Source organism: Rhodococcus sp. NyZ502 (assembly GCF_041464245.1).
In the GTDB taxonomy this organism is placed as follows: domain Bacteria; phylum Actinomycetota; class Actinomycetes; order Mycobacteriales; family Mycobacteriaceae; genus Rhodococcus_F; species Rhodococcus_F qingshengii.
The window spans coordinates 1,360,588-1,384,457 of the sequence record NZ_CP167155.1 but is presented as its reverse complement, the minus strand read 5'-3'; the positions used below and the strand labels follow the sequence as shown (position 1 = coordinate 1,384,457).

The window sequence follows — 23,870 nt, the reverse complement described above, 5'->3', positions numbered from 1 at the left end:
AGCTAGATGGTTGCGGTAAACACACAATCCAGTCACAAAACTTAACTACCGGTACGCGAGAACTGCGGTGATTGGTTGCCGAATGATCACAGATCAGCCGTCGAGCGCCTTACGTGTCGAGACGGCGCTGGCTTACCGCGCAGCACTCAGGCACTATGACCGGTATGAGCGGTTTTTCGGAATGGGTGAAGCATCAACTGGAACTTCGCCAAGAAACTGACGTAGCCGATGCTGCGCGTGCGCTGGGAATACGCCCCTCCGAGCTCGGTCGGTGGCTGTCCGCGAAACGCCCTCCCACGCAGGACACGATCAGAACTGCTTGCCGCGTCTTCGACGTCCACGTCCAGGAAATTCTTGTCGCGGCGGGCTACATGACACCTGACGAGTCGGGTCTGGACGACAAGCCGATTTCGCTGTCGTCGCTCAGCACGCAAGATCTCCTCGATGAGCTGGCGAGACGCTCCGCGTCGCATAGCCTTGCAAGTCAGTAGGTCAGCTGCGGATCCGGCTGATCCAATCGTTCCTTGAGCCAGACTCGCAACTCCGGTCCGTACTCGGTGCGACTGAGCGCATGGTCGAGAGATGCTCGCAGAAAGCCTCCCGGGTTACCAAGATCGTGGCGGGTTCCGTGATGGACGACGACGTGAACCGGATGCCCCTCCGCGATCAACAGCGCTATCGCATCCGTCAGTTGTAGTTCGCCACCCTGCCCGGGTGAGATTCGTCTGAGCGCGTCGAACACGGCGCGATCGAGAAGGTATCGTCCGGCCGCGGCGAGAGTGGACGGAGCATCCTCAGGAGCCGGCTTCTCAACCATGCCGATGACGGCAAGTACATCGGGATCGCTGCCCTCCACAGGTGTTTGGACGTCGAATACTCCGTAGGCCCCAACACGATCGGGCGCGACGTCGAACGCGCACAGCACAGAACCACCACGCTCGGCACGTACCTTCGCCATCGCGTCGAGAATGCCGCAGGGGTGGACCAGATCGTCGGGAAGCAGCACCGCGAACGAGTCCTCGTCCGCATCCAGCACCGATTCGACCAGACCGACAGCGTGTCCCAATCCCAGCGGAGACTCTTGCACAACCGGCTCCACCGAGATCAGGCCCGGAGCCCGACGCACACGTTCGAGTAGATGGTGCTTCCCGCTGGCGGCGAGCTTGCCCTCGAGCACCAGGTCCTCGACGAAATGCCCTACGACCGATGCCTTGCCCGGCGCAGTGACGATCACCAGACGTTCCGCGCCTGCTTGCGCCGCTTCGCTGGCGACCAGCTCGATCCCGGGTGTATCGACCACGGGGAGCAACTCTTTCGGAACCGTCTTGGTGGCCGGGAGGAAACGAGTCCCCATTCCGGCAGCCGGAACCACAGCAGTCTTGAAAGGCCGTTCAGCGCACCCAGTCATCGTTCACCTCTCCGCTCACGCGATGTTTCACACACTTACCGTTACGCGCATGCAGCGGTCGTCCCCTCATTTCGACGACCGAAGCTCACACCGCATGTACAGCCTGCGCACAAGGTCTACCGGGCGGCCGATGCCGCCGCAAGTTGACTCGAACTCGGAATTCGTTGCGCGCGAGAGCTACACACCACCCCTCGATGTCACTTCCACGAGGGGCGCGCCGCACTCCGCGCACTACCCGTTACCGCGGCGAACGGTTGTGATCGTATTTCGACGTTGACCACGGCGGGACGTAGCAACTGACCAAAGAGACAGGTACGACACAACTTCCGAACTCAGCGCCTCAACCGGACCGTCCCCAGCCGACCCGGACGTAGGTCCTGGAGGCGTCGCATCGATGGTCCCGTGCGACTTCACCAGCCTTCAAGTTCGGTTATCCACAGGTGAATGCCACTGAATACCATTGAATACGAACGAAATACGATCATCACGCCGCAACACCAGGTTCAGGTTGTTATCAAATCGTGACCATACTCCCACTGGGCGGAACTCCCAGTGGACTACTCGCAGTGTCCTAACTTGCCAGTGAAGCAATCACGTCGAAGAGTGGATCGTCAGGCCCGATATCCATCGTGCATTCGTTCGGCCGTGGATCCGGCACGAATGCCCACAGGAGAGCTCCGGCCGTACCGGCCACCTTCTGCCCCGTCAGCTTCGTCTCGATATTCGTGGCTCTGGTCGCCAGTGATTCACAACTGCCTGCCAATTCGCCTGTCTCGGCGACCAACAACGGCTTACCGACGTTCGCGGCCTGTTCGATGCGACGCGCCAGTCCGTTCCACTGGTCGCCCGGAAGCGGAACCCCGTCTGCTCCGTAGTCGTGATACTGCAGAACGTCGACGAAGTCGGACTCGCTCACGTACTGGTAGTCGTCACCCGCAGTGCCGCACTGACCGCCCCCGACGTATCCGGCCGTGATCAGGGTGTTCGGATCGATCGCCCGAAGTTCGGCGCCTGCCGTGTCGAAGAACTCCCGCAACACCTGCGCGGAATCAGACGGGCACGTTCTTGTCCACCAATTGCAGGCGGCATCGGTACACAGGCTCGGTTCCGGCTCCCCCACCAATTCCCACGCCGCGACGGAAGGCTCGTTCTTCCAACGGTCGACGGCGGTGTGCATCCAGTCCTGGAAGCTCATGGTGGCTCGACCTGGGATCAGGTTCGCGACCTTCCACTCGTCGGTGTACCAGTCCCTGGATTTGAACAGCCCGTCATCACACCCGCTGTCCTGGGGTGAGAGCACCGGAATCGTGAACTGATTGTGTCGCGCCGCAGCGTCGAACACCGCGTCCATCGGGCCGAAATCCATATCCCCGGACACCTTGTTCACCGCGAGCGCCTGGAACGCGTTGAAACGCGTGACGGAGTTCGGTGGCAGAGAACCGAAGTAGGCATCGAGATCGACCATGGCGCCACAGCCGAAGTTCACCGACCAATCAGTGGCCAGTTGATAAGCATTCAGCCCGGTAGGCCACCATGGCTGTCCGTCGAGCGTCAGTCCGCTCGACGACGCTCCCACCCGAACCGTCTTGGGCGAATCGGCAACCACCGGCGTCGTGAACATTCCTGTCACCACCGCGACGGTTGCAAAGCTGACTACAGCGGCAGCGATACGGCGACGCACTGTGCCAGGCACACGCGGACGCACTTCTTCAGAAGACATCTACAACCATCCACGTCATACGGACAATCCTCCCACACGAATTGCCTCATCGACCCGTTTGCCGTTCACCGGTGACGCGATACAAACGCCAGGCCGAAGGGTCCATGCCGCCGTCGTTGGGAACCTCGAGTACCAGCGCTCCCACACCGCCGGCCCCGGTGTCGTACATCGTCGGATAGCGCCGATTGACCGCGTCCGACACACCGCGACCGGTGTTCGGCACCGACAGGATGTATTCGACGTGATGTTCGGCGGGGTTGTTCAGTACGCGCACGAAGTCCGCATCGGAAGGCACGACGAATTGCCGAGGGTTGTTCGACGACGCCACGACGGCATAGCTCTGCACGGTGTCGAGCAGAACCGACCCCTCCGGCAGAGCCAAGTCGTCCAGGTATCTGGCGATGCGACGCTCGGCCGCAAACGTGCGCAGATTCGTCTGCTCCTCCAGGTTCTGCCGGCCCGGAATGATCGCACTGGCAATGGAATGCTCGAGCACTGCGATCCGCGCATTACCCATCGCGACAAACGTGACCAGCGTCGACCCGACCAGCAAGCACAGAGAGATCACAAGGGGCAGAGAGGGCCCCGACTGCTCGGGGTACGTCGATACCGAGCGTGACGCAGCAGCCCCCGGTCGACGCGTGACGACCGGCGCACCGCGAGGTGCGATCAGGACGACCAACACGAAACACAGCGGAATGATCGAAATGTAGAAGCGCAGAAGGGGAAACGTCGATCCCATCACGTAGAGCAAGGTTTGGGCACCGAGGATGGCGCCGAACAACACAAGAGGCACGACCACTTCGGTGTCGCGCCGCCGAAGTGCGTAGATGATTGCAAGGACCGCGAGCACCGGGAGCGCCGGGCCGAGTACGGCCATTTCGGTAATCGAGAACGCGAGACGGGCGATCGGTGAGTCGGTTCCGGCACCAGCCTGCTCCAGGATGGAACTGTTCCCGTAGACCGACGAGAACTGTTGGAACGCTTGACCTGTGATGAGCCAACTGGCAAACGACCACAAGGCGAAGGCAAGGAATCCCGGCATCAGCACTACGGCACCGTCGAGGGCTGCTGCCCAGAGCCGCAAGCCAGGCCCCGCGCCCTCGCCGCGCTCCTCAGCAGTCGGGCGGAAACGAAGCCAACTCACCACGGTCACCAGCACCACCGCGACGAACAGCGGGGCCAATGCGTCGTATCTGGTGAGGTACGCCAGAGCGAACGCGAGGCCGGCACCGATGAGGTCGTGTACGTCGTCGCTTCGCATCCACCGAATCAACCGACGTGTCGCCCACAGAACGAAGAAGAGGAACGGAGCTTCGCTCATTCCGCTCGCCGCGTACATGACGATCATCGGGTTGACAGCGAACAGCACGGTCAGGACGACGGTGACCCATCGCGCACACCCACGGTCGCGGCTGATCCCACGTACCTGAATCACAGCACCGGCCATGAAGGCCGCGGACATCACGACCGCAGTGATGTTCCACCGCAGCAGATCCGGCCACCAATGACCCATCAGGCCCAACGGAATCTGGACTGCCGCCGTCAACGGGGTGAACACGAACCCGATCGCCGCGAAGTGCGGATCACGGCTGAGCAGCATCGCCGACACCGCGGCGACGCGGCTGAGCGAATCGGTGAAGATGAACCCGATACCCGCGTTCATCCACACGCCCAACGCGGTGTAGATCGCGAAGAGCGCGACGAACATCCGCCATGGCTTGCGGCCCGGTAGATCGTGGACCGCGACGGACAGGGCCGGGCGATCGGTGACGGTCACTGTCCGCGACGCCGAGCCACGAGCACACCACCGACGGCAACAGCAATCAGAACCACGGTCCCGAATCCGATCCAGCCGATCGTGACCGCGCTCAGTCCGGTCTCCTCTTCGGCCGAGGTCGCGGTGCCCAACGGGGCGACGTTGACTCCGACATCGAAGGGCTCACCTCCCCGAGGCGCGACCAGGAGATCGCCGGTCAGTTCTGCGAACCGGTCCTTCCCACCTTCCAACCAGTCGAGCAGACCGTCGGCATCGGCCGCATCACCCTCAGAGGTCAGCGCCACCACTTCGTTGTGCGAACCCGAAACCACCTGCAAGGCACCGTATTGTCCACCGAATTCCAGACCCTGCAAGCGCAGGAGCCCTTGATCTGCTGTGTCCATGGGTAGAGCCACCGGAGTGGGAAGCGTCCCGTCCGCCGCGATCAACAACGCCGGCAGCGAACTGGTCGCCGCGTCGCCGAACGGGAGCACACGCGGTTGCAGCGGCAGATAGCTCAACCGCTGCATCGCGACAACGAGGCGCTGCGCGCGAACGAGATCTGCGAAATCACCGTGACTCAAACCGACATCGAGTGTGGGCAGCATCGACTGCGGTAATGCCTGGAATCCTCCAGGCGTCGGCGGGAATCCGGTAGTGGACGTAATGGTGCTTGCCGGATCGACAGTGAGCGAAGACGGGCTACTGGTGCCGCATTGGAAGTCGCCGGTCACATCCATCGAGACCTCGAAGGTCAGGTCACGACGCAGGAGTTCGTTCGGAACATCGACGCCGATGTCGAAGCGCCCTGTCTCGTTCACCGTCTGCGAAGCAAGCCGTGAGTCCCCCAGCGAAATCGACAGTTCTCCGTTGCGTGAATTCGGCAGCGGTACATAGGAACCGATCATTCGGATCGACACGTCCTTCATCGGACGCCCCAGTTGCGACTGGCTGAACGGGACGTCGACCTCGATGTGATTGAGACCGGAAGCCGTCAACGTTCCGAGCTTCAGCTCACCGACGGTGATGGCGTCCTGGGAAATCTGGGCAACTGTGTTGTCCGGTGACGCGAGCGCCCTGCTCGCCGCCCAGTAACCGTCGAAGTTCGCCGCCAACAGACTGACCTGAGGAACGAGGGTCTTGTCGTCCCCTGAAATTCGCAGCACTGGTGCAGCACTCGGAGCAGCCGCGAGATCGATGCCGGCGTCCCCACTGTTGCCGAGCACTACAGCTCTCTCGAAAAGTCCCGGCTCAGCGGACGGCAGACTCTGGCCGTTCGGCAGTTGCTCCACCACCACGGCGTCAGGCTGACTTCCGTACTTGTTGACAATCGCTGCACTCAGCTGCAGAGCCGCACTCTGCTGTGACCGTGACGAACCATCCGTGACGTAGATGGTTGCCTTCCTCAAAATCGGCGGAAAGAAGGTTGCAACAGTCGTGGGCTGCTGCTCGGCACCGTCGTAGGCGACAAAGGCATCCCGGAGCGCAAGGGGCTGGTATCTCGTTCGGTCGTAGCAGCGGTCGTCGACGGGAACGAGGTGAGCGATCATCGACACGGTCACGCTCCGGTCGACCACTTCGAGACCTTGCAACGGAACCGAAATCGGTAGGCCGGTTCCGGCCTGCCCGGCGTCGAAGTCGACGCGGCTCACCAATCTGCCGTCCGCAGTCACTTCGAGCCAACCCCTACTGAAGTCGGTCGGGGCGGTCAGGATTCCGGTCACGGCTGTTGCGGTGAGTCCGTCCGGCACCGGCACGGTCACCAAGACGGGTGCGTCATCGGAGGAGAACACGATGTCTGTTCCTCGTCCGAGTTCGGTGAAGGAGATCGGAGTTGTGGCTGCGGCGGCCACCGAAGTATCTGCGTCGTCCTCGAAATCCTGGGCGGAGGCGACACTGCCGAGCGGAAGCAACAAAGTGACCGCGACAGCCACCGGCATTGCCAGCGCGCGCGTCAGCCAGGTTCGAGAGTGGCCCATCAGCGTGTCTCCTCGACATTTCTTGTTTCCGCGCAATCACCAAACACAAATCACGAGTAGCAATCTCGCCAGTTCGCGACGGTCGCAGGTCCGATCGCACCGTTACGGACAAACAAACCATAACGACCAATTTATGCGTTTGGCTAATTATCCCGGCGGGCGAGACTTTTGTTACGGCATGTCACATGATTAGCAATCACCACCACCGGGAAGTCGAAAGACGCCACTGAAAAGCCCGTCAATACGCCTGAACGTCCGTCCAGTCCGGGCGCTTCACGGGCGGAGAATTCTCAGATAAAGGAAGCTGTGACGATCAATTCGATCATCCCCGCCGGCAAGAGTGCGATCGGAAAGCTAGTCGGTGCGCCGTTCCACTTCGCATCATCGCTGCGCATGGCCAGGGTTTTTCACCCTCACGGGATCGAACTGAAGGGAACATTGAAGCCGGCCACCCCATGGTGGCCGGTATCGGAGTCGTCGACGATTACCGTCACCGCTCGAATGTCGAAAGCCCTCGGAACACCCGGAGACCTACCCGACGTACTCGGCCTGGCGCTTCGGTTGCACGATGTCGGCGCAGATGAAAACCCGTGGGACATTCTTCTCGCAACATCAGGACTTTCTACCTTCTCGAAAATGTTTCCAGCTCCGGCTTTCTCGTGGAACGGCGCGAGATACAGCACACTGGTTCCTTACTCACGCGCGGGCGGTGCCGCGGCGTGGCTGATCGTGACACCGCGCGGTGTCCATCCGGCCGGCACTTCTTTGTCTGCATTGAAAGCTGCGGTCGATCATTCCCCGCTGCACTTCTCCGTGTACCTCGCGAGAATTCAACTTCAGTTGATACCGATCGGGCATCTCTGTCTCGACGAGGTCGAGGACCACCCGGATTGCCTCCAGCCGTCCTTCGATCCGATTCTGAACAGGCCGGCCCACATGCGCATGCTTCCGGAGTGGCTCGCAGAAACGCGCAAGTTCGCGTATCGCGGTAGCCGCAACGGCCGAGGAGACACACAAAAGCGCGGTTGACCGGACTTGCCGATCAACCGCGCCGAAGCTCACTCAGCTTGTGAACTTGTCCTTGATATCCGAGACCTTGTCACTGACAGTGTCTCCGGCCTTCTTGACCTTCGCCTCGCCCTGATCGGCAACACCCTCGGCAGCCAGATCATCGTTGCCCGTGGCGTTTCCGAACTTTTCCTTCGCTTCGCCGATGAGATCCTCAGCGCGGTGCTTTGCCTTGTCGATGAAGTCAGACATGTATTTCTCCTTCTTGAATTCGGTGTGGATTCGGTCGTGCGTTCGGCCGTGGGATTCGGCCGTGGATTCAGTCGAACTCGAACTGCGTGGACAAATGTGTCAGCGTTTTCCGGTGACTGCCTTGACCAGGAACAGCAAGATGACAGCGCCGAGGAGGCAAGTGAGGAAGCTGAAGATCCAGCCCGCGCCCTCGACATCGACGCCGAAGACTCGAAGCAGGAAACCACCGATCAGGCCGCCGATCACACCGACAACGATGTTGAGGAAGATCCCCTGCTGCGCATCGGTTTTCATGATCTTGCTGCCGATCCAACCCGCTAGTCCACCGATGATGATCCAGGCGATGATTCCGAGTGAGAGCATTGTGACTCCTTGAGGTAAGGGACGGCGCAATGAGAGACTGCCGGTGAAGGGAGAGTTCCGAGCGATCGGCCCGCGCAACTAGACCGTGATCGCGGGTTGTGTTTGCACACAACCGGACTCTCCGCCGCACGACGCGGGGGATCGTGCACTCAGTAGCAGCCACATTGTCTGCTTACCTTTCTATCAGGTGTTCACGACAGAACCAAAATGACTGGCGATTCACCACATACGAGAAACGACACTCACCGACGCGCACATGATCAGCGTCACTACGATCGCGATCGCCATCGAAGTGACGGTCGCCAGGAGCACCGTGACGCACAGTGCCACAGCAACATCCATGACTCTGTGCACGATCGGGAGGTCTACCAATACCCGGCCGTCGGGAGGCTCAAACCTCGATTGATCAGAGAGTTCTCGGCTCATCGTGTTTCGCGCTTTCCACGGCGATGTGAGTTCTGGTCGCGACGGATGGATCACCGACCACCGCAGCGACTTGATCCCCCGTGTCGGTGACGCGAGAAATCAGCTCGGACAACGTTTCCGATCCGGATACGACGCTACGTCTCAATGTCACTCGCAAATCGATCGTGCGAACTCCACGATCGAGCAACGCTTTTCCTCGGACACGCGACACTTCGTCGAAGTCCTCCAGTGATGCGCTCGCCCCTTCCGCCACCGCACCCAGATCCGCGGTGATGGAATTGTGTGAGTTCGACCCATGGACGGCGATCTCCTTCACCCGACGCAGCGGCACATGCGCGATCAACCACCGCAACGCGAGGAGGACTAGCAGTACTCCCCCAGCTCCGACAGCCCATGGCCACCACGAGTGATCGACAAGATCTTCAGCCCACGGGATCTCGATACGCGCCGGGAAATCCTTGATCACGTCGCGATTCCACAGGATCGCTGCAACTCCCAGCGCTATCGCGAGCATCCCCACGACGCATGTCGCCACGCGATCCATCGCCGTCGCCGTCCGAGTCATGACAGCGATCCCGTCTGGATACGAACCTTGATTCGCGGCGATGGTGACAGCGACCCGGCCAAGTCCCCCAGCACCGCACGGATTTCCGATTCAGCGGTGGCGGCTCCATCGGGCGTGACCGAGGCCTTCACTTCCAGCTTGCGCCGGGTCGCGTGTGACGAAGCGGATCGAACCTGGGCCAGTGACTCGACGCGAACAGACGCTATCGCCGCTACATCGGCGGGATCGATCCACGTATTCGCGACTCCGACCAAGGCATTGGCAGTCTTTCGTCGCGGTTTGAGTCCGAGGATGACGAACCACAGGCCGAGAACGACGGCTGCGATCCCCGCCGGCAACATCCAACCCTGGTACGCGAGCCCGTCCACATATGCGGCAGCACTTGGTATCCACTGCGACCCGGTGATCACGCCGGTATCCACCAGCGCGTCGCGGACGCCGACCACGCCGAGCGCAAGTAGCGCCGCGGCGATGAGGAATCCCGTGACGGCCGATCCGGGCGCCGCAAGGGGAACAGGAGCAGCAGCCCTCGAGGCATTGGGTGGTGCGACCTTGTCGGCGGTCATCGCACTTTCCTTCCCGCGTCACGCTTGGTCGATGCCGGGAGAACGCTCACGATCGCCACGTCCACGCCGTCTACGTCCAGGCCCGATACAGACTGCAACTGGGTTGTCACGTTCTCTCGCACCGCGGTACCGATGACCGACAAGGATCCGGGCCACTCGATCGCGATGTCCACCTTGGCCCGTACCCGCTTGCCGGATACCAGCACTCGCGCCCTCGGCAATTCGCGCCCGGTCAGTTTGTCCATGCCGGCGGCGTGATGGCGCACCCCCGGGGTTCCGCGCGTCGCCTCGAGAACCAACTTCTGCGCGACTCTGTCTCGAATCGTCAGCGTTCCGCGATCGCCCGGCTCACCAAGCACAGACGACTCCGGTCGAGCTGTCTCAGCCACGTCCGCGACCCTTCAGCATCACACCGAGATCGAACTCGCCGTCACGCTGACCACCGACGAGGTATCCGATCACACCGAGAACCAGAGCGATGAGGAATCCGGTGAAACCGCCTGCAGCAGCTGCGACTCCGAGAAGTAGTCCTGCCAGTAGGCCGACAGTCGAGGTGGTCATGTGAATCCTCCGTTGTGGATGATGTTCGTTGGTGCGAGTCAGATCTCGGTGTAGGTCTTGGCACCCGGAAACCGAGCGCGCAAACGCGTGTACTGGGTCCGAGCGGGTTTCGCTATCTGCCGCATCGTGCCGCGCAGTGTCCTGCGCACACCCACACCGATCGGGGACGCGAAGTCCCGGTCGACGCGTTCGAGCGCTCGATTGAGTGCGTCGGCAGATCCGCCCACGTCGGGGTGGTAGCTCCTGATCGCCTCTCGGCGTGCGGATCGGCGATCAGGAACTGGACCACGAGAGTGCTCAGGCATCGTGCGCACGACCGACTACGTCTTCCACTGTCACGTTCACGGGGCCTGTAACGAGTCCTGAAACCGCTTGGCGGATACGTAAAGCCGTATCTCGAACGGCGGCGTCGGCGAAGATGCACACATGGATGTCTGTCGACGACTCCGTCACCCGCACGCCGACGACGCGGCGACCGGGGAGGTACGTGCCAACCTCGCCGAACATTCCGGCATGAAGCGAGGCGACCCCAGGTATCCCCGTCACAGCCGCCGCGATGGTGTCGGCGATTTCGGAACTCACTGCACCCGTGCAGTCTTGGGCTCGCCGGTTTCGTCGTCACTGCCCTCGTCGAGGTGAACGTCGTGAACCGTGATGTTCACCTCGGTCACTTCGAGACCCGTCATCCGTTCGAGCGCCGCAATGACGTTGCGGCGAATGCCGGTGGCCAGATCGGCGAGCGATACGCCGTACTCGGCCACGATGTCGATGTCGACCGCTGCCTGCTTTTCGCCGACCTCGACCGATACTCCCTGGGAGTGGTTGACACTCGCGCCGGGGATCCGCTCGCGCAGTGCCCCGACAACCCGCGACGCTCCGCCGCCGACGTCGTACACGCCGCTCACCTCTCGCGTAGCGATGCCGGCAATCTTCGAGACAACGGTGTCGGCGATCGACGTCTTTCCTTGCGAACTCACGAGAGCCGAGTCGTTCGATGATGCAACATCCTTCGTAGATGCTGTCGCAACCTGCGTGCTGACCATTGTCATCTCCTCCTGTTGATCGATCTACCTGTGTAGTCGTCACTCGAAGGCAAAACCGAATGCCCCAGTCAGGTGACGTGCATCACTGACACTTGTTAGTTACTGTCCGTAACATTCAACGCCCCGGCCGGGCGAACAATCTTCGAACGCAGCCGAGTTTTCCGCATTTCCGCGAGAGGAGCGACTGTGGCGTTACCGCATACACAGGGGCTCACCGAAGCACCTGACGGTTTGGACACCGCGACAGTGAACGCTGCGATACTCGGCGACCGAGAAGCATTCGAGTCACTGGTGCACTACTACGGACCTGCACTTCACCGCTATGCGCGTCGCATGCTCGCAGACGAAGGTGACATTCTCGAGGTAGTCCAGGACACCTTCGTGGCCGCCTGGCGTCGACTCGATTCGTTTCGTGGCGAATCGTCGATGCGAACATGGCTTTTCGCGATCTGTTCCCGAAAGATCGTGGACAGCTATCGAATCAAGAGAGCTCAACCGATCGACGACAGATTGCTCGATCCTCTCGTGCCGTCTCCCGAGGCCGGCCCGTTCGACACGACCTCGAACTCCGCGTTCCTCGAGGCACTGGAAGAAGCGTTGGGTGAACTGCCTTATCGCCAGCGTGCGGCATGGACGCTGCGAGAGGTGGAGATGCTCACGTTCGTTCAAATCGGCAAGATTCTAAGACTCACCCCGGATGCGGTGCGCGGGCATCACCATCGTGCACGGGCTAACCTGAGTGAACGAATGACGAGGTGGCGATGACTGAATCACGAACCGACGCATTGATGGCGCACGCATCCGACGTCCTGCGGAACGCTCCCGAGCCGGGCTGGGATCGAATCAGCGACAAGGTGATCCGGGCGCTACGGTCGACCTCGGCGTCCGGTTGGCCGCTCGACGCACACGCGTCGGAAGGTCCACGTCTAGGCACTGTGTCGGTGAGCGATCACGTACTCCGCACCCACTTGGCCGCCGAGATACGTTCTCGGCACCACTGCTCGCCGAGCAGCATCGAGTTCTTCGTCGACGGCCACGAAATACGTTCACTACGTATCGAACTGGCAGCGCCATACGGAGTGGATCTGGCCGAACTGTCGGACCGGGTTCGGTTCACCGTCGTGGACGTCGTTCACCTGATCCTCGGCGACACGGACCCACCGGTCTCTGCAGAGAGCATCCACGTCGCCGTAGTCGACATCGTCGATGATCTACCTGCCGAAGCGAACACCAAAAGCCACTCCGAACACTAGGTGTTTGTTCGGCAAGTGTTTGGGAACCCGGCACTCATGACCACTCCCCCACCACCGGATCCGGGCCCCGCCCCCGACCCGGGGCCGCCGACACCACCGGCGCCGACACCACCCGATCCGATGAATCCGCCGCCCGTGCCACCGACTCCGACGCCACCGAACCCGTACCCTCCGGATCCGATCCCGCAGATCTGACGTCGGCTGCCCCGAACTTCGGAGTTCAACCGCCGAGTTCGGCGATCATCTCGCTCAACGATTCTGCGGCGATACGTAGTTCACCTTCGTCGGGATTGTCGGGTGAGGACGGTAGACGTTCGGCCAACTGCTCGCGAGTGACAAGCGAGATACCCTCGAGACCGAACCCTTCTTCATCGGGGACGTAGATCTCGATCTCGCCCCCGACCGCTACCAGTTCCGAATGGGGGCCACTGCCCAGCAGTGCACGCAGGTGTTCGGTCGTCACGGTCATATGGTTCACGTGAAATCTCCTGCTTCGGTGACAGCTGACTTTGCCGGTATGGACTCGACGTGACGTACTGGCTCGACGTGACGCACTACCCCTACTGAGTACCCCTCGCGGGTGAGCAGGAAACGACAAGTACATGAACAACGACTTCCCGAAGGAAACGCACACCATGAGTGAACAGAATTCCACCGACCGCACGGATCAGACGGACGAGCCGCAGACCACCGGCACCGACCACGGTCCGGGAACCGGCTCCGACACCGCACCCAAGGACGTTCAGACCGATCCGTCGGGCGAACGTACGTGGGCCGACGAGGGCGGAGCCTCGAGCACCGGCCCGGCGACTGACACCGACTGATCCCGGAAGGTCTGAACCATCGGGACCAAGGTCCCGTGGGCCGACGCTCACGGGACCTTGAAATCCGTACGGATCTAACGCTTTTCACCTGGGTTTTCGCGATGCGGTAAGGTAGGCACTCAGCACGGTTGAGTACCCAGCCGTTGAAGACGAGCACGGTTCGTGCGTTGCTTCCCGTGCCGTTTCCCGGTTTCGAACGAAACCGTTTCGAACCAGACCGTTCGAACGAACCGTTTCGAGCAATCCGTCAGGAGTTTCGATGAACGAGTTTTCGAGAACTACAGATGAGCGTACGGACAGTCCCCCCACCTTCACGACGACCTGTGCCGAAAACATTCAGTCGCTCGTGGTCAGCGGCGAGATCGACGTCCGGTCCCGAGCTGATTTCGCTGCCTGCGTCGACGACCTGATCGGTGAGCGACACCCGTTCGTACTCGACTGCTCGGACGTCCAGTTCATCTCCGTCGGAGGTCTTTCCATCATCGAGACTCTGTCGGCCAAGGCACGGAGGCTCGGCGTGCCGTGGACGCTCGTCGCAGCGCACCCTGTCAGGCGTCCGCTGTCTCTTCTGAAGATGGACACCGACATCGTGTACACCGACTCGACAGCCGATGCAGTCGCGTACCTGTCCTCGACCTCCGTCCTGGACGAGACCCTGGCGGAGCCGATGTCGGCGTGAGTACCGATCTCGAAAAGCTCTCCGAATTCGTCGTCGTCGCAAACCGACTGCCGGTCGATCTCGAAACCGACGAAGACGGAAGCAAGAACTGGAAGCGAAGTCCGGGTGGGCTCGTCACTGCGCTCGAACCCATCCTCCGACAGCGGGATGGCGCCTGGGTCGGCTGGCCGGGGGTCGCGGACGAGAAGGTCGATCCGATAGTGGTTGACGGCCTTCGTCTGTTTCCCGTCGAGCTGACCTCTCAGGACCTCGCCGAGTACTACGAGGGGTTCTCCAACGACACGTTGTGGCCGCTCTACCACGACGTTCTGGTGGCTCCGACGTTCGAGCGGTCGTGGTGGCACACCTACGTCGCAGTCAACCAGCGGTTCGCCGAGGAAACCGCGCGTTGCGCCGCGGACGGAGCGACTGTCTGGGTGCAGGACTATCAGTTGCAACTTGTGCCGGCGATGCTGCGCGAGCTGCGGCCAGATCTGACGATCGGGTTCTTTCTTCATATCCCGTTCCCTCCGGTCGAGCTCTTCATGCAGCTTCCGTGGCGCAAGGAGATCGTCAGGGGAATGCTGGGCGCCGATCTGATCGGCTTCCACTTACCTGGTGGCGCAAACAATTTCCTGTTCTTGGCCCGCAAACTTCTCGGCCTCAAGACGACGACCGCGGGCGTCGGTGTTCGAAGTGCGCTCGGGCATGTGGATTTCGATTCTCGCGTCGTCAAGGTGGGCGCCTTTCCCATCTCCGTCGATTCTGCCGAACTCGAGCGCCAGTCGAAAAGCGATTCGGTCCTGCGTCGCGCGCGCGAATTGAAGGAAGAGCTGGGAAATCCCGAGAAAATCTTGCTGGGAGTCGACCGGCTGGACTACACCAAGGGTATCGACCTGCGGCTTCAAGCCTTGAAGGAACTCCTCGACGAGGATCGTCTGGATCCGGAGAAGTACACGATGGTGCAGCTCGCGACGCCCAGTCGTGAACGCGTGCAGCACTATATCGACCTGCGTAGCGTCATCGAAGAGCAGGTGGGCCGCATCAACGGTGACCACAGTCAGATCGGCCGCCCCGTCGTTCACTACCTGTATCAGCCGGTCGACCGTGAAGAACTGATCGCACTGTTCGTCGCTGCCGACGTCATGCTCGTGACGCCGATGCGCGACGGGATGAATCTGGTGGCCAAGGAGTACGTGGCCTGTCGTGGCGACCTCGGAGGTGCTCTCGTTCTCAGCGAGTTCACCGGTGCCGCAATGGAATTACGACAGTCATACCTGGTCAACCCGCACGATTTGGACGGCGTGAAGAATACGATCCTGACCGCGGTTCATCAGGATCCGAAGGAAGGCCGTCGCCGTATGGCTGCGCTGCATCGACAGGTCATGACACACGATGTGCATCAGTGGGCCGAGTCGTTCCTGACTGCGCTTGCCCCACCCGGACCGCTTCCGGACGATCAGTTCGTCATGGAGCGTGAGTCGAACTTTGCGCGCAACAACTGACCCTCACGGGCTTGCGTCAGTGCGCTCGGAGACTCGAGCTAGGATTGGTTTCAGTTCATCGTCAAGCAGCGGCTGCGAACTGATCTCCTCGACATAGCCGTGCAATGCTGCATCGGCCCAGAAAGACAGGCCGACCATGCCCCTCACGATGAAGTACTCCGAAACCTACAACGACGCTCTCATTGCGCTCGCTGCCGCTACTCATCGGCCGGCCAACGTGGTGAACCTGTTCGGCGAGTACGCCATTCGTGTTGACCTCGAATACAACCGGTTCCTTCTGGCGACCAATACCGCGGCTGGACTCTCCGATCGACCCGACAACGGAGAATCATGGCTGGTGCGGTTCTTCCAATCCGAGAACACCGACACTCCGGATCGCCTCCTCGCGGAGGCGTCGCATCAATGGTTGGTCGATGCGTTGGACGCCGCGCTCGAACAGATCGCAGCGGCAGGGAACAAGATCTCCGCCGACGCGGACTTCGGCGACCCTACCCGCACCGAAACTCCATCCTGAACGGCATCGTCTCGAGCAGCACCACTAGTCACCCTCGGCGGTCAACTGGCTGATTCGAGCCGCTAAGACCGCATTCTCGGCTTCGAGGGACAGAATCAGGCGAATACCGACGAGATTGACTCCGTCGTCGATCAGCGCGGTGATTCGTCCGAGCGTATCCAGGTCGGCCTCGCTGTACCGGCGCGTACCGCCATCGGTGCGGGTTGGTGTGAGCAAGCCCCTTCGCTCGTAAAGGCGCAGCGTCTGAGGTCCTACCCCGGACAGTTCAGACATCACTGAGATCCCGTACACGCCGCGCAGCGCCCGGGTCTGGGATTCCGACGTCACTGGAACCTCCTAGTTCGGTGTGGGCTGTCTCAATCGGCGTCACCCGACCTTAGCACCATCACGCAGTGAATCTGACGCCCAGGACATAGATTCAAGCGTGTCCAGGACCACTGACAACACGAATCGTCGAGCAGAAAAGGCGTGAAATGGCAGATCAAAGCCGATTTCGACAAGATTGCACAATGCGCTTTCCTTCGCCCGCGAATCGAAGTAGCCTTGCCAATTATCTACATCGGCTGATATAGATTTTGTAGCACCTGAAAGCGCCATAACTGGAGCTCGAAGGCGCAGAACACCCAGACGTCGGAGTCGGTGGTTCAGCCGACTCCCTCACGGCACACTCTTCACCGGGAGCAAGATGACGACGATCGACATCCCGCCCACACAGGGCGAGAGCACCACCGGCATCGGAATCACTGTCGCAAGTGCGACTTTGACAACCGAAGAGGTCAAGCGCCGAATCGCGATGATGTACGGCGACCCGGTGACAGAGGAGCCAGTAGCACTCGCGCACTGAACCTGACCGACACGCGATCCGATTGACGATGGCGCGAGACCGCCCCACTGGAGGGCGATCCCCATCAAGACGAGAGGAAAACATATGTCCGAGTTCACCGTACCGGGACTGAGCAGCGCAGACGGTTCGTCCGTCGCCGATATTCTGCAGGAACGCCTCAGCGCCTACAACGATCTTCACCTCACGCTCAAGCACGTTCACTGGAACGTCGTGGGCCCCAACTTCATCGGCGTGCACGAGATGATCGACCCCCAGGTGGAGTTGGTTCGCGGCTACGCCGACGATGTGGCCGAACGTATCGCGGCACTGGGTAACTCACCCAAGGGCACCGCGGGAGCAATCGAGCGCGATCGAACGTGGGACGACTACTCCGTCGGCCGCGACGACGCTCGTGCGCACCTCGCTGCGCTCGACCTCGTCTACACCGGGATCATCACCGACAGTCGCACCGCAATCGACAGTGTCGGCAAGATCGATCCGATCACCGAGGACATGTTGATCGGCCAGACGGCGCAGTTGGAAAAGTTCCAGTGGTTCGTTCGTGCTCACCTCGAGAACTCGGGTGGCAGCCTCGTACACGAAGGCGCGTCCACCGAGCAGGATGCCGCAAATGAGGCGCGTCAGAACTGATGCACCGTCCGCGGTTTCGGCCGATCGGGGGTCGGCCGAAACCGCACTCCCCACAACAGGAAAGGGCAAGAGCATGTCTGCGGACTCGCGCGGCACCTCGACACAAACACGTCGCGAGTATCAGATGTTCGTGTTGCAGCAGCGTTTGTTGTTCGGATCGATCCTGGCAGGCACCGCCCTTGGAGTTCTCGCGATCACCTACTTCTGAAATATCAGGGGCCGCAACCGTCGAAGACAGGACAGAAACGACACAATCATGAGTTCGAGCACTCTCCGCTCGATCGTTCGTAGCGATCGATTTGCGGCAAGCAGTTCTTCTCTTCTGCTCGTGGACAGCGATTTTCGTATCCAGGGCGCAAACGACGAATACCTTGCCGTATCCGGTCGCAGCCTCGATCAATTGCACCGAGTGGAAGTGTTCGAAGCCTTCCCCGACAATCCCGACGACTCGTTTGCCGATGGAATCTTCTCGTTGACAGCGTCATTCGAGCGCACGATGCGGTCCCGAACTCGGGACACACTGCCGACTCAGCGTTACGACGTGCGCGACGAGCGCGGGAGCGGGATGTTTGTCACCCGATATTGGAATACGGTGAATTCCGCCGTCACCGATGATGACGGCAGAGTCATCGGTGTGCTTCATCGTGTATACGAGGTTCAACGACCGCTGGCTCAGCAGTCCAGTTCGGCGTCAGACGTCCTCACCCGCCTTCGCGCGGAAAATGACGAACTGAGAAGAGCTTTGGATTCTCGGCCCTTGATCGAGCAGGCCAAGGGATTACTGATGGCCGAGCGTGAGTGCTCGGCCGACCAAGCCTTCGACTTTCTGGTCCAGATGTCGCAGGAATGGAACGTCAAGGTGCGCGACATCGCCGGTGGTCTTGTCGCCGCAGCAGAACGACGTGCCGTGGATCAAAAGAATTCCTGACGACCGGGATTCAAAAGTTGTACGGCTGGGTAATGACCGACCAGAGGTACCCCCGAAATCTTCCCCCTCGAGGGAGGAGCCTCGAAGGTCCCGCCGGTTCAGGCCGGCGGGACCGAGCTTTGCCTTAACACCCGACCTGGATCCGCGATCCGAGTCGAGTTCGTCACGCAGCGAAGGGAACGTCCATGTTCATGCGCTCCTACACATCTCCCAGGCCCCTTGCCGACGAGTGGGATTGGCAACTGTCCGGCACCTGCCGCGACACCGACCCCGCTCTGTTCTACGACGACACGAACGAGCGCGGCTCCAGGCGAGCGAAGCGCGAGAGTTCGGCGAAGCTGGTGTGCGCCAGATGCCCTGTCGTGCAGAGATGCCTGGTGCACGCCATCCAGACCGGGGAACCCCACGGTATCTGGGGCGGCATGACGGCGACCGAGCGAGAATCGTTGCGCAAAGCTCGAACTGAACCACTGATCAGTGCCGCGACGAGCTCACGAGAGTAGACAGGAACCTCAGGGCCTGGCCTCGTGGTGCCGCAAACCGTGCGTGCGGCGTCGCTCCTTCATCTCGGCTTCGAAGAGGTGCGGCACTCCGCCTGCCAGCTTGTCGCGCACCACTTTCTCGCATTCACGAAAAAACGACCAGTAGTTCTCGTCGAACTCTTCGACCAACTGGAAAGTCCAGCGCCCCTCGACCACGTTCCGGCCCATCAACTCGCCCTCGACCTGATCGGCCAGGTCGTCGTTGCCGCTGGATCGCAGTAGCTCGACGACCTCGTCGAGCATCAGATCGGCATGCCCTATCAGCTGATGGAAGTCGTACAGAGCACCGCGTGCCCGTTCCACCGTTTCAAGGGCGTTCGACAGCACTCCTGCCGCCTTCACCTCGCCATCAGTGACACCTTCCGGTCGTATGTGTACGGGGATCTGTCTGTCCGAATGGGTGTCCATGAAGCGGCTGTACCCGAACGACGCGAAAATGAAAGATGAGGATTCGGTACGTCCGCACCACAGGTGATGTGTCTCACAATTCATCCTCTAGTTCGGGTAAAGAGGGTTAGTTCGCCGGGCGAAGGGTAATCCAAGGCCATGAATACTTCCGGGGTAGAGATGGCTGGCACGCACGGCCGGTACCGGTCCTTGCCTCGGTCCGCCGGAATTACGCCACATCTACCTACAGGAAGCCCCTTGATCCCTCTGTCGAGTCCGACCGAAACCGAACTAACTCACGACTCCATCGCCTCGCTCCGCGTCCGCGCGTCGTACTCTCAACTTCCCACTCTGCGCGGAATCACCCGAACGGTTGCCAACAACACCGGACTCGATGTCGACGGAACAGCCGACCTTGCTCTGGCGATGGACGAAGTCGCGAGCATCCTCATCGGCCACGCGATACCGTCCAGCGACTTGACCTGCCGATTCGACACCGTCGGCCGCACACTTCGGACCGTCGTGTCCGTGATCGCGCACTCCGAGATACCCGACAAGTCGCACAGCTTCGGATGGTTCGTTCTCGAAGCGCTGGTCGATTCCGTCCGCTTGGAACAGTCGGAAATCGACGCGGACGGTCACATCACCCTGACGATGACGCTTGAAAAGGGCTTGCCCCAGGAGCGTGCGTGACCGCTGTCCCACCGGACAAGAAGGACCAGTACGAAACAGCTGTCGAACTGTTCGTCTCGATGGCCTCGCTTCCGCCGAATGATCCCAGCCGAGAAAAGATCACCACCTCGATCATCGAACTGTGCCTACCCCTGGCCACACACGTCGCTCGCCGGTACCAGGGGCGTGGCCAGCCTTTCGAGGACTTGGAGCAAGTTGCTCGCGTCGGGCTCATACAGGCCGTGCAGCGATTCGACGTCGACAAAGGATCGGATTTCCTGTCGTTCGCCGTCCCGACCGTCATGGGTGAGGTTCGCAAGCATTTTCGCGATCACGGCTGGTCCGTGCGAGTGCCTCGTAGCCTTCAGGAACGGCACCTTGCCCTCAACCGGGCGCTCACGACTTTGTCCCAGACGCTCGGCCGTGCACCGACAGTCGCGGAACTCGCCAAGGAACTCGACATCGAACCGGACGAGGTCGAACAAGGTTTGACCGCCGGTAATTCGTACCGAACCACACCGCTCGACACCGCGTCCGCCGGCGACGGGAGTGGTCTGACTCTGATAGACACTTTGGGACAGTACGACGAAGCGATCAGTCGGATCGACAATCACGAAACCCTGCGGCCCGCGCTCCTGGCACTACCGGAGCGCGAGCGCACGATCGTCGTTCTCAGATTCTTCGGCCATCTCACCCAATCCCAGATTGCCGAAAAGGTCGGCATCTCTCAGATGCATGTATCCAGAATCCTCACTCAGTCACTGAAGCAGCTACGCACCGAGATGGGTGAAATCTTCTGAAGGTACGTCTCGAGGATCAGATGTATTCCTGTGCAAGACGTTCCAGCTCGTCTCGATCGATGAGACCGGGCTGGCCGATGTCGAGGGCCTCGAGATACTTGTTGGCGAGGCGGTAATCGTGCCCCCACCGGCCGTGCTCGCCGTCCTGCTCGGTGCGCTGCACACTGGAACCGGGCGGAACCTCGTCCCGCAAACCGTTGGTCTCCGCGCCGATCAGTGTGTCGAGCTTGGTCGAGATGGCCGTGAGTGCATCGCGGTCGTTCATCTGATTCCCTTCGTCCGGTGACGCTGATCTTCCACCATACCGAAGCGTCGAGCCAAAAACATTGCACCGCTTAATATTCGACCTCTCACCTGGACCGATTCACGCCCTCGAGCTACACTGAACGGTACCGAGGTTGAGAATACAGCCGGGGTTGAAGCCACTGGCGCTCGGTTCGCATCAAGGCTCTGGATCAGGTGAGCATTTCCTGCGCACATCTGTACTGTTCATTTCCATTGAGCTCTAAAGCTTTCCACGCCTGGACGCATTAACTTTCCGCGCCGCCAGATCGGTCGTCAGCCTTTCGATGAAAGCACACAGACCGGATCTGCCATGAATCTGAATGAACTCGACCACACACCGATCGATTCCATCGATCCCTCAACACAATTGGGGCCGATCGTGGAAACGCATGGTTTCGCGGCCTGGCGGATAGCGCCCTCGACAGTCCTGATCCAGGTCGAGGTCGACCTCGACAAACTCTCCGCCCCAGCACTACGAGAACTTCTCAACTCGTACGCTGCGGAGTGGTCTCGCGTCATTCTGGACTTGTCCAACTCACTGTTCGTCGGTGCGGTCTGCCTCGAACTGTTCGCCGAGCTGAACTCCCGTTCGCGAGCCAACGACTTCCAGTGGGCCGCGATCGGGTCACACCCGCTTCGACGCTTGCTTCGCGCGGCGCGGGCGGAAGAGGAATTCCCGGTCACCAACTCTGTCGAGGGAGCAATGCGCGCGCTCGACGAAGCAGAGAAGTCACTCGAAGCCTCCTGACGCGACGGCTGCACCGGCGTCGAGCGCCGGGCGCTCGCAGCGACTAAGGTTCGTCGGGCTGTCCGACGAGCTGAGAGAGACCGAGAATGACAATCGCCAAGCGCCTCGATGCCTTGCAACAGAAGCATCCGGCCCTGGGGTTCCCGATAGCGGTCCTCTACAAGTTCCTCGACGATCAAGGTGTTTATCTAGCCGCGCTGATCGCTTACTACGGCTTCGTCTCGCTCTTTCCTCTTCTTCTGTTGCTCTCGACCATTCTCGGCTTCGTGCTGTCGGGCAACCCTGAGCTTCAGCAACAGATCTTGGACTCCGCGCTGCATCAGTTTCCGGTGATCGGTGACGACCTGGGCAATGCGCAACAGATCGGCGGCGGTGTCACGGGTCTGGTGATCGGAATCGTCGGTGGTCTCTACGGTGGCCTCGGTGTCGCTCTGGCTTGCCAGAACGCGATGAACACGGTGTGGTCGGTGCCCCGAAACATGCGACCGGATCCCATCCGCGGGCGTCTCCAAGGGCTACTACTCCTCGGCACGATCGGTCTCGCGATCTTGGGGACCACCGCTGTCTCCAACATCGGCGGTGCGCTTCATCTGGGCGGTTCGTTCAGCTTCCTGCTGACCCTTGCGGTAGTCGTCTTGAATGCGGGCATCTTCATCGTCGCTTTCCGGCTCACCTGCGCCCGCCCGCTCTCGGTAGCCGATGTGGCACCTGGAGCGATCGCCGCTGCTGTTCTCTGGCAAGCACTTCAGTCCTTCGGTGCCCTCTATGTGACCTCTGTGGTGCGGGGTGCCTCCACCACCAATGGCGTCTTTGCCATCGTTCTGGGTTTGTTGGCCTTCTTGTTCCTCGCTGCAGCCTCGATCGTCATGTGCGCGGAAATCAACGTCGTGCGAGTCGACAAACTCCATCCGCGGGCGTTGTTGGCTCCGTTCACCGACAACACCGAACTCATCGAAGGCGATCGGCGCACCTTCGCCGATCAAGCAAAAGCACAACGCGCGGTTCCCCACGAGAACATCCATGTGACGTTCGACGGGCACACCAAACCCGACGATTCGGACTGATCTCGACCCCGATCGAGTTGGGTATTTGGTCCCCTCCTCGGTATCGGGGTGGCATTCTGCGCCGCGAATCCAGATTTAACACAGGTGTTGTCATTTCGCGCTGCATCGAAGGGACGAATACATCACAGCAGGTAAACGCGCATAGTTGAACAATCACCTGCTTCCGACGTGGTCCCGGAACGGGACAAAGCCGTCAAATACTGCAACTCGCCATGCATCTAATTGGAGACAGAAAAAGAAGAGCATGGCAGGATCAGGTGTGAGACCGGACTCTCGATGGGAGGGCTCGGCTCGATGGATCCAGGAGAATTTGGTTATGGCTCAGGGCAGTGTCAAGTGGTTCAACGGTGAAAAGGGCTTCGGATTCATCGAGCAGGAAGGTGGCGGACCGGATGTGTTCGTTCACTACTCGGAGATCCAGGGCAGCGGCTACAAGTCCCTCGACGAGGGCCAGAAGGTCGAGTTCGAGATCGGACAGGGCCAGAAGGGCCCCCAGGCTCAGAATGTTCGCGCCATCTGAGTTCGATCCCAGTCTGACTTCAGACTGAAAAGGCTGGACGCTGCAC

36 protein-coding genes are annotated in these 23,870 nt (G+C 60.8%); 18 read left to right on the top strand and 18 right to left on the bottom strand.

What is annotated here, in order from left to right; genetic code table 11:
- The first annotated feature begins 164 nt into the window (after nucleotides 1-164).
- Nucleotides 165-491 (top strand): helix-turn-helix transcriptional regulator, encoded by a 327-nt coding sequence (locus tag ACBG85_RS06525; RefSeq protein WP_228232489.1) that lies wholly within the window; start codon nucleotides 165-167, stop codon nucleotides 489-491.
- Here ACBG85_RS06525 and ACBG85_RS06520 read toward each other — a convergent pair.
- The 4 genes from ACBG85_RS06520 to ACBG85_RS06505 all read right to left on the bottom strand — a co-directional run bounded on the left by ACBG85_RS06520 (nucleotide 485) and on the right by ACBG85_RS06505 (nucleotide 6,866).
- Entirely contained in the window at nucleotides 485-1,408 is a 924-nt protein-coding gene (locus ACBG85_RS06520) for a UTP--glucose-1-phosphate uridylyltransferase (RefSeq protein WP_007726597.1), read from the bottom strand. The genes ACBG85_RS06525 and ACBG85_RS06520 overlap by 7 nt on opposite strands.
- Before the next feature lie 571 nt (nucleotides 1,409-1,979).
- Nucleotides 1,980-3,128, bottom strand: a complete 1,149-nt coding sequence (locus ACBG85_RS06515) for a cellulase family glycosylhydrolase (RefSeq protein WP_058038946.1) — start codon at nucleotides 3,126-3,128, stop codon at nucleotides 1,980-1,982.
- A gap of 46 nt (nucleotides 3,129-3,174) precedes the next feature.
- On the bottom strand, nucleotides 3,175-4,908 hold the full coding sequence (locus ACBG85_RS06510; protein WP_064689397.1) for a glycosyltransferase family 39 protein: 1,734 nt from the start codon (nucleotides 4,906-4,908) through the stop codon (nucleotides 3,175-3,177).
- Nucleotides 4,905-6,866, bottom strand: coding sequence for a cellulose biosynthesis cyclic di-GMP-binding regulatory protein BcsB (locus tag ACBG85_RS06505; RefSeq protein ID WP_165639180.1), 1,962 nt, complete (start codon nucleotides 6,864-6,866; stop codon nucleotides 4,905-4,907). Before ACBG85_RS06505 ends, ACBG85_RS06510 begins: the two co-directional genes overlap by 4 nt.
- A gap of 306 nt (nucleotides 6,867-7,172) precedes the next feature.
- Between ACBG85_RS06505 and ACBG85_RS06500 the strand changes: the two genes are divergently transcribed.
- Complete coding sequence (locus ACBG85_RS06500) at nucleotides 7,173-7,895, top strand: hypothetical protein (RefSeq protein ID WP_063314882.1); 723 nt, start codon at nucleotides 7,173-7,175, stop codon at nucleotides 7,893-7,895.
- A gap of 33 nt (nucleotides 7,896-7,928) precedes the next feature.
- On the opposite strand, the gene ACBG85_RS06495 is transcribed toward ACBG85_RS06500, so the two are convergent.
- The 10 genes from ACBG85_RS06495 to ACBG85_RS06450 form a co-directional block, all read right to left on the bottom strand.
- Nucleotides 7,929-8,126 carry a CsbD family protein gene (locus ACBG85_RS06495; protein ID WP_007726588.1) on the bottom strand — a complete coding sequence of 66 codons (198 nt, stop codon included), beginning with the start codon at nucleotides 8,124-8,126 and terminating at the stop codon, nucleotides 7,929-7,931.
- Between the two features lie 99 nt (nucleotides 8,127-8,225).
- Nucleotides 8,226-8,489 carry a GlsB/YeaQ/YmgE family stress response membrane protein gene (locus ACBG85_RS06490; protein WP_047890188.1) on the bottom strand — a complete coding sequence of 88 codons (264 nt, stop codon included), beginning with the start codon at nucleotides 8,487-8,489 and terminating at the stop codon, nucleotides 8,226-8,228.
- Between the two features lie 219 nt (nucleotides 8,490-8,708).
- A complete protein-coding gene (locus ACBG85_RS06485; RefSeq protein WP_003943707.1) occupies nucleotides 8,709-8,831 on the bottom strand; it encodes a hypothetical protein in 123 nt (40 codons plus the stop codon).
- A gap of 64 nt (nucleotides 8,832-8,895) precedes the next feature.
- Nucleotides 8,896-9,480 carry a hypothetical protein gene (locus ACBG85_RS06480; RefSeq protein WP_165639179.1) on the bottom strand — a complete coding sequence of 195 codons (585 nt, stop codon included), beginning with the start codon at nucleotides 9,478-9,480 and terminating at the stop codon, nucleotides 8,896-8,898.
- On the bottom strand, nucleotides 9,477-10,046 hold the full coding sequence (locus ACBG85_RS06475; protein WP_065456024.1) for a DUF6286 domain-containing protein: 570 nt from the start codon (nucleotides 10,044-10,046) through the stop codon (nucleotides 9,477-9,479). The genes ACBG85_RS06480 and ACBG85_RS06475 overlap by 4 nt, the downstream gene beginning before the upstream one ends.
- Complete coding sequence (locus tag ACBG85_RS06470; protein ID WP_019747452.1) at nucleotides 10,043-10,435, bottom strand: Asp23/Gls24 family envelope stress response protein; 393 nt, start codon at nucleotides 10,433-10,435, stop codon at nucleotides 10,043-10,045. The genes ACBG85_RS06475 and ACBG85_RS06470 overlap by 4 nt, the downstream gene beginning before the upstream one ends.
- Nucleotides 10,428-10,607, bottom strand: a complete 180-nt coding sequence (locus ACBG85_RS06465; RefSeq protein ID WP_003943629.1) for a hypothetical protein — start codon at nucleotides 10,605-10,607, stop codon at nucleotides 10,428-10,430. The genes ACBG85_RS06470 and ACBG85_RS06465 overlap by 8 nt, the downstream gene beginning before the upstream one ends.
- A 38-nt stretch (nucleotides 10,608-10,645) precedes the next feature.
- Nucleotides 10,646-10,834, bottom strand: a complete 189-nt coding sequence (locus ACBG85_RS06460) for a hypothetical protein (RefSeq protein ID WP_007726577.1) — start codon at nucleotides 10,832-10,834, stop codon at nucleotides 10,646-10,648.
- A 70-nt stretch (nucleotides 10,835-10,904) separates the two neighbouring features.
- Nucleotides 10,905-11,189, bottom strand: coding sequence for a hypothetical protein (locus ACBG85_RS06455; RefSeq protein ID WP_042452304.1), 285 nt, complete (start codon nucleotides 11,187-11,189; stop codon nucleotides 10,905-10,907).
- A complete protein-coding gene (locus ACBG85_RS06450; RefSeq protein WP_003943699.1) occupies nucleotides 11,186-11,650 on the bottom strand; it encodes an Asp23/Gls24 family envelope stress response protein in 465 nt (154 codons plus the stop codon). The genes ACBG85_RS06455 and ACBG85_RS06450 overlap by 4 nt, the downstream gene beginning before the upstream one ends.
- A 186-nt stretch (nucleotides 11,651-11,836) precedes the next feature.
- On the opposite strand from ACBG85_RS06450, the gene ACBG85_RS06445 reads away from it, so the two are divergent.
- Together ACBG85_RS06445 and ACBG85_RS06440 are read left to right on the top strand one after the other, a co-directional pair.
- Nucleotides 11,837-12,415: an RNA polymerase sigma factor gene (locus ACBG85_RS06445; RefSeq protein ID WP_007726571.1), complete on the top strand. Its 579-nt coding sequence runs from the start codon at nucleotides 11,837-11,839 to the stop codon at nucleotides 12,413-12,415.
- Nucleotides 12,412-12,903 (top strand): hypothetical protein, encoded by a 492-nt coding sequence (locus ACBG85_RS06440; protein WP_207624484.1) that lies wholly within the window; start codon nucleotides 12,412-12,414, stop codon nucleotides 12,901-12,903. Before ACBG85_RS06445 ends, ACBG85_RS06440 begins: the two co-directional genes overlap by 4 nt.
- Before the next feature lie 220 nt (nucleotides 12,904-13,123).
- Here ACBG85_RS06440 and ACBG85_RS06435 read toward each other — a convergent pair whose 3' ends face one another.
- Nucleotides 13,124-13,372 (bottom strand): hypothetical protein, encoded by a 249-nt coding sequence (locus tag ACBG85_RS06435; RefSeq protein WP_007726566.1) that lies wholly within the window; start codon nucleotides 13,370-13,372, stop codon nucleotides 13,124-13,126.
- A 166-nt stretch (nucleotides 13,373-13,538) separates the two neighbouring features.
- Between ACBG85_RS06435 and ACBG85_RS06430 the strand changes: the two genes are divergently transcribed.
- The 4 genes from ACBG85_RS06430 (at nucleotide 13,539) to ACBG85_RS06415 (ending at nucleotide 16,404) form a co-directional block, all read left to right on the top strand.
- Entirely contained in the window at nucleotides 13,539-13,727 is a 189-nt protein-coding gene (locus ACBG85_RS06430) for a PI-type proteinase (protein WP_136472457.1), read from the top strand.
- 259 nt (nucleotides 13,728-13,986) lie between these two features.
- On the top strand, nucleotides 13,987-14,406 hold the full coding sequence (locus ACBG85_RS06425) for an STAS domain-containing protein (RefSeq protein ID WP_007726563.1): 420 nt from the start codon (nucleotides 13,987-13,989) through the stop codon (nucleotides 14,404-14,406).
- On the top strand, nucleotides 14,403-15,890 hold the full coding sequence (locus ACBG85_RS06420) for a trehalose-6-phosphate synthase (RefSeq protein ID WP_158170314.1): 1,488 nt from the start codon (nucleotides 14,403-14,405) through the stop codon (nucleotides 15,888-15,890). Before ACBG85_RS06425 ends, ACBG85_RS06420 begins: the two co-directional genes overlap by 4 nt.
- A gap of 136 nt (nucleotides 15,891-16,026) precedes the next feature.
- The gene (locus ACBG85_RS06415; protein ID WP_007726560.1) at nucleotides 16,027-16,404 is read left to right on the top strand and encodes a hypothetical protein; all 378 of its coding nucleotides are present in this window, start codon (nucleotides 16,027-16,029) and stop codon (nucleotides 16,402-16,404) included.
- Nucleotides 16,405-16,428: 24 nt separating this feature from the next.
- Here ACBG85_RS06415 and ACBG85_RS06410 read toward each other — a convergent pair whose 3' ends face one another.
- The gene (locus ACBG85_RS06410) at nucleotides 16,429-16,731 is read right to left on the bottom strand and encodes a MerR family transcriptional regulator (protein ID WP_003943719.1); all 303 of its coding nucleotides are present in this window, start codon (nucleotides 16,729-16,731) and stop codon (nucleotides 16,429-16,431) included.
- A 358-nt stretch (nucleotides 16,732-17,089) separates the two neighbouring features.
- Between ACBG85_RS06410 and ACBG85_RS06405 the strand changes: the two genes are divergently transcribed.
- The 5 genes from ACBG85_RS06405 (at nucleotide 17,090) to ACBG85_RS06385 (ending at nucleotide 19,309) form a co-directional block, all read left to right on the top strand.
- Nucleotides 17,090-17,248 (top strand): hypothetical protein, encoded by a 159-nt coding sequence (locus ACBG85_RS06405; RefSeq protein ID WP_003943664.1) that lies wholly within the window; start codon nucleotides 17,090-17,092, stop codon nucleotides 17,246-17,248.
- An 84-nt stretch (nucleotides 17,249-17,332) separates the two neighbouring features.
- Complete coding sequence (locus ACBG85_RS06400) at nucleotides 17,333-17,878, top strand: Dps family protein (protein ID WP_003943731.1); 546 nt, start codon at nucleotides 17,333-17,335, stop codon at nucleotides 17,876-17,878.
- Nucleotides 17,879-17,951: 73 nt separating this feature from the next.
- The gene (locus tag ACBG85_RS06395; RefSeq protein ID WP_256261806.1) at nucleotides 17,952-18,086 is read left to right on the top strand and encodes a hypothetical protein; all 135 of its coding nucleotides are present in this window, start codon (nucleotides 17,952-17,954) and stop codon (nucleotides 18,084-18,086) included.
- A gap of 48 nt (nucleotides 18,087-18,134) precedes the next feature.
- Complete coding sequence (locus ACBG85_RS06390) at nucleotides 18,135-18,806, top strand: ANTAR domain-containing protein (RefSeq protein WP_007726556.1); 672 nt, start codon at nucleotides 18,135-18,137, stop codon at nucleotides 18,804-18,806.
- 185 nt (nucleotides 18,807-18,991) lie between these two features.
- Complete coding sequence (locus tag ACBG85_RS06385) at nucleotides 18,992-19,309, top strand: WhiB family transcriptional regulator (RefSeq protein WP_003943622.1); 318 nt, start codon at nucleotides 18,992-18,994, stop codon at nucleotides 19,307-19,309.
- A gap of 9 nt (nucleotides 19,310-19,318) precedes the next feature.
- On the opposite strand, the gene ACBG85_RS06380 is transcribed toward ACBG85_RS06385, so the two are convergent.
- Entirely contained in the window at nucleotides 19,319-19,756 is a 438-nt protein-coding gene (locus ACBG85_RS06380) for a hypothetical protein (RefSeq protein WP_199267500.1), read from the bottom strand.
- Between the two features lie 237 nt (nucleotides 19,757-19,993).
- On the opposite strand from ACBG85_RS06380, the gene ACBG85_RS06375 reads away from it, so the two are divergent.
- Nucleotides 19,994-20,428 carry an anti-sigma factor gene (locus ACBG85_RS06375; protein WP_003943620.1) on the top strand — a complete coding sequence of 145 codons (435 nt, stop codon included), beginning with the start codon at nucleotides 19,994-19,996 and terminating at the stop codon, nucleotides 20,426-20,428.
- Entirely contained in the window at nucleotides 20,425-21,207 is a 783-nt protein-coding gene (locus ACBG85_RS06370) for a SigB/SigF/SigG family RNA polymerase sigma factor (RefSeq protein ID WP_003943639.1), read from the top strand. The genes ACBG85_RS06375 and ACBG85_RS06370 overlap by 4 nt, the downstream gene beginning before the upstream one ends.
- Before the next feature lie 16 nt (nucleotides 21,208-21,223).
- Here the strand turns inward: ACBG85_RS06370 and ACBG85_RS06365 are convergent, their stop codons facing one another.
- Entirely contained in the window at nucleotides 21,224-21,472 is a 249-nt protein-coding gene (locus ACBG85_RS06365) for a hypothetical protein (protein WP_003943680.1), read from the bottom strand.
- 330 nt (nucleotides 21,473-21,802) lie between these two features.
- Between ACBG85_RS06365 and ACBG85_RS06360 the strand changes: the two genes are divergently transcribed.
- The 3 genes from ACBG85_RS06360 to ACBG85_RS06350 all read left to right on the top strand — a co-directional run bounded on the left by ACBG85_RS06360 (nucleotide 21,803) and on the right by ACBG85_RS06350 (nucleotide 23,824).
- On the top strand, nucleotides 21,803-22,240 hold the full coding sequence (locus tag ACBG85_RS06360; RefSeq protein WP_054187566.1) for an STAS domain-containing protein: 438 nt from the start codon (nucleotides 21,803-21,805) through the stop codon (nucleotides 22,238-22,240).
- Nucleotides 22,241-22,326: 86 nt separating this feature from the next.
- Entirely contained in the window at nucleotides 22,327-23,304 is a 978-nt protein-coding gene (locus ACBG85_RS06355; protein WP_003943713.1) for a YihY/virulence factor BrkB family protein, read from the top strand.
- Between the two features lie 316 nt (nucleotides 23,305-23,620).
- Nucleotides 23,621-23,824: a cold-shock protein gene (locus tag ACBG85_RS06350; protein WP_003943666.1), complete on the top strand. Its 204-nt coding sequence runs from the start codon at nucleotides 23,621-23,623 to the stop codon at nucleotides 23,822-23,824.
- Nucleotides 23,825-23,870 lie beyond the last annotated feature (46 nt).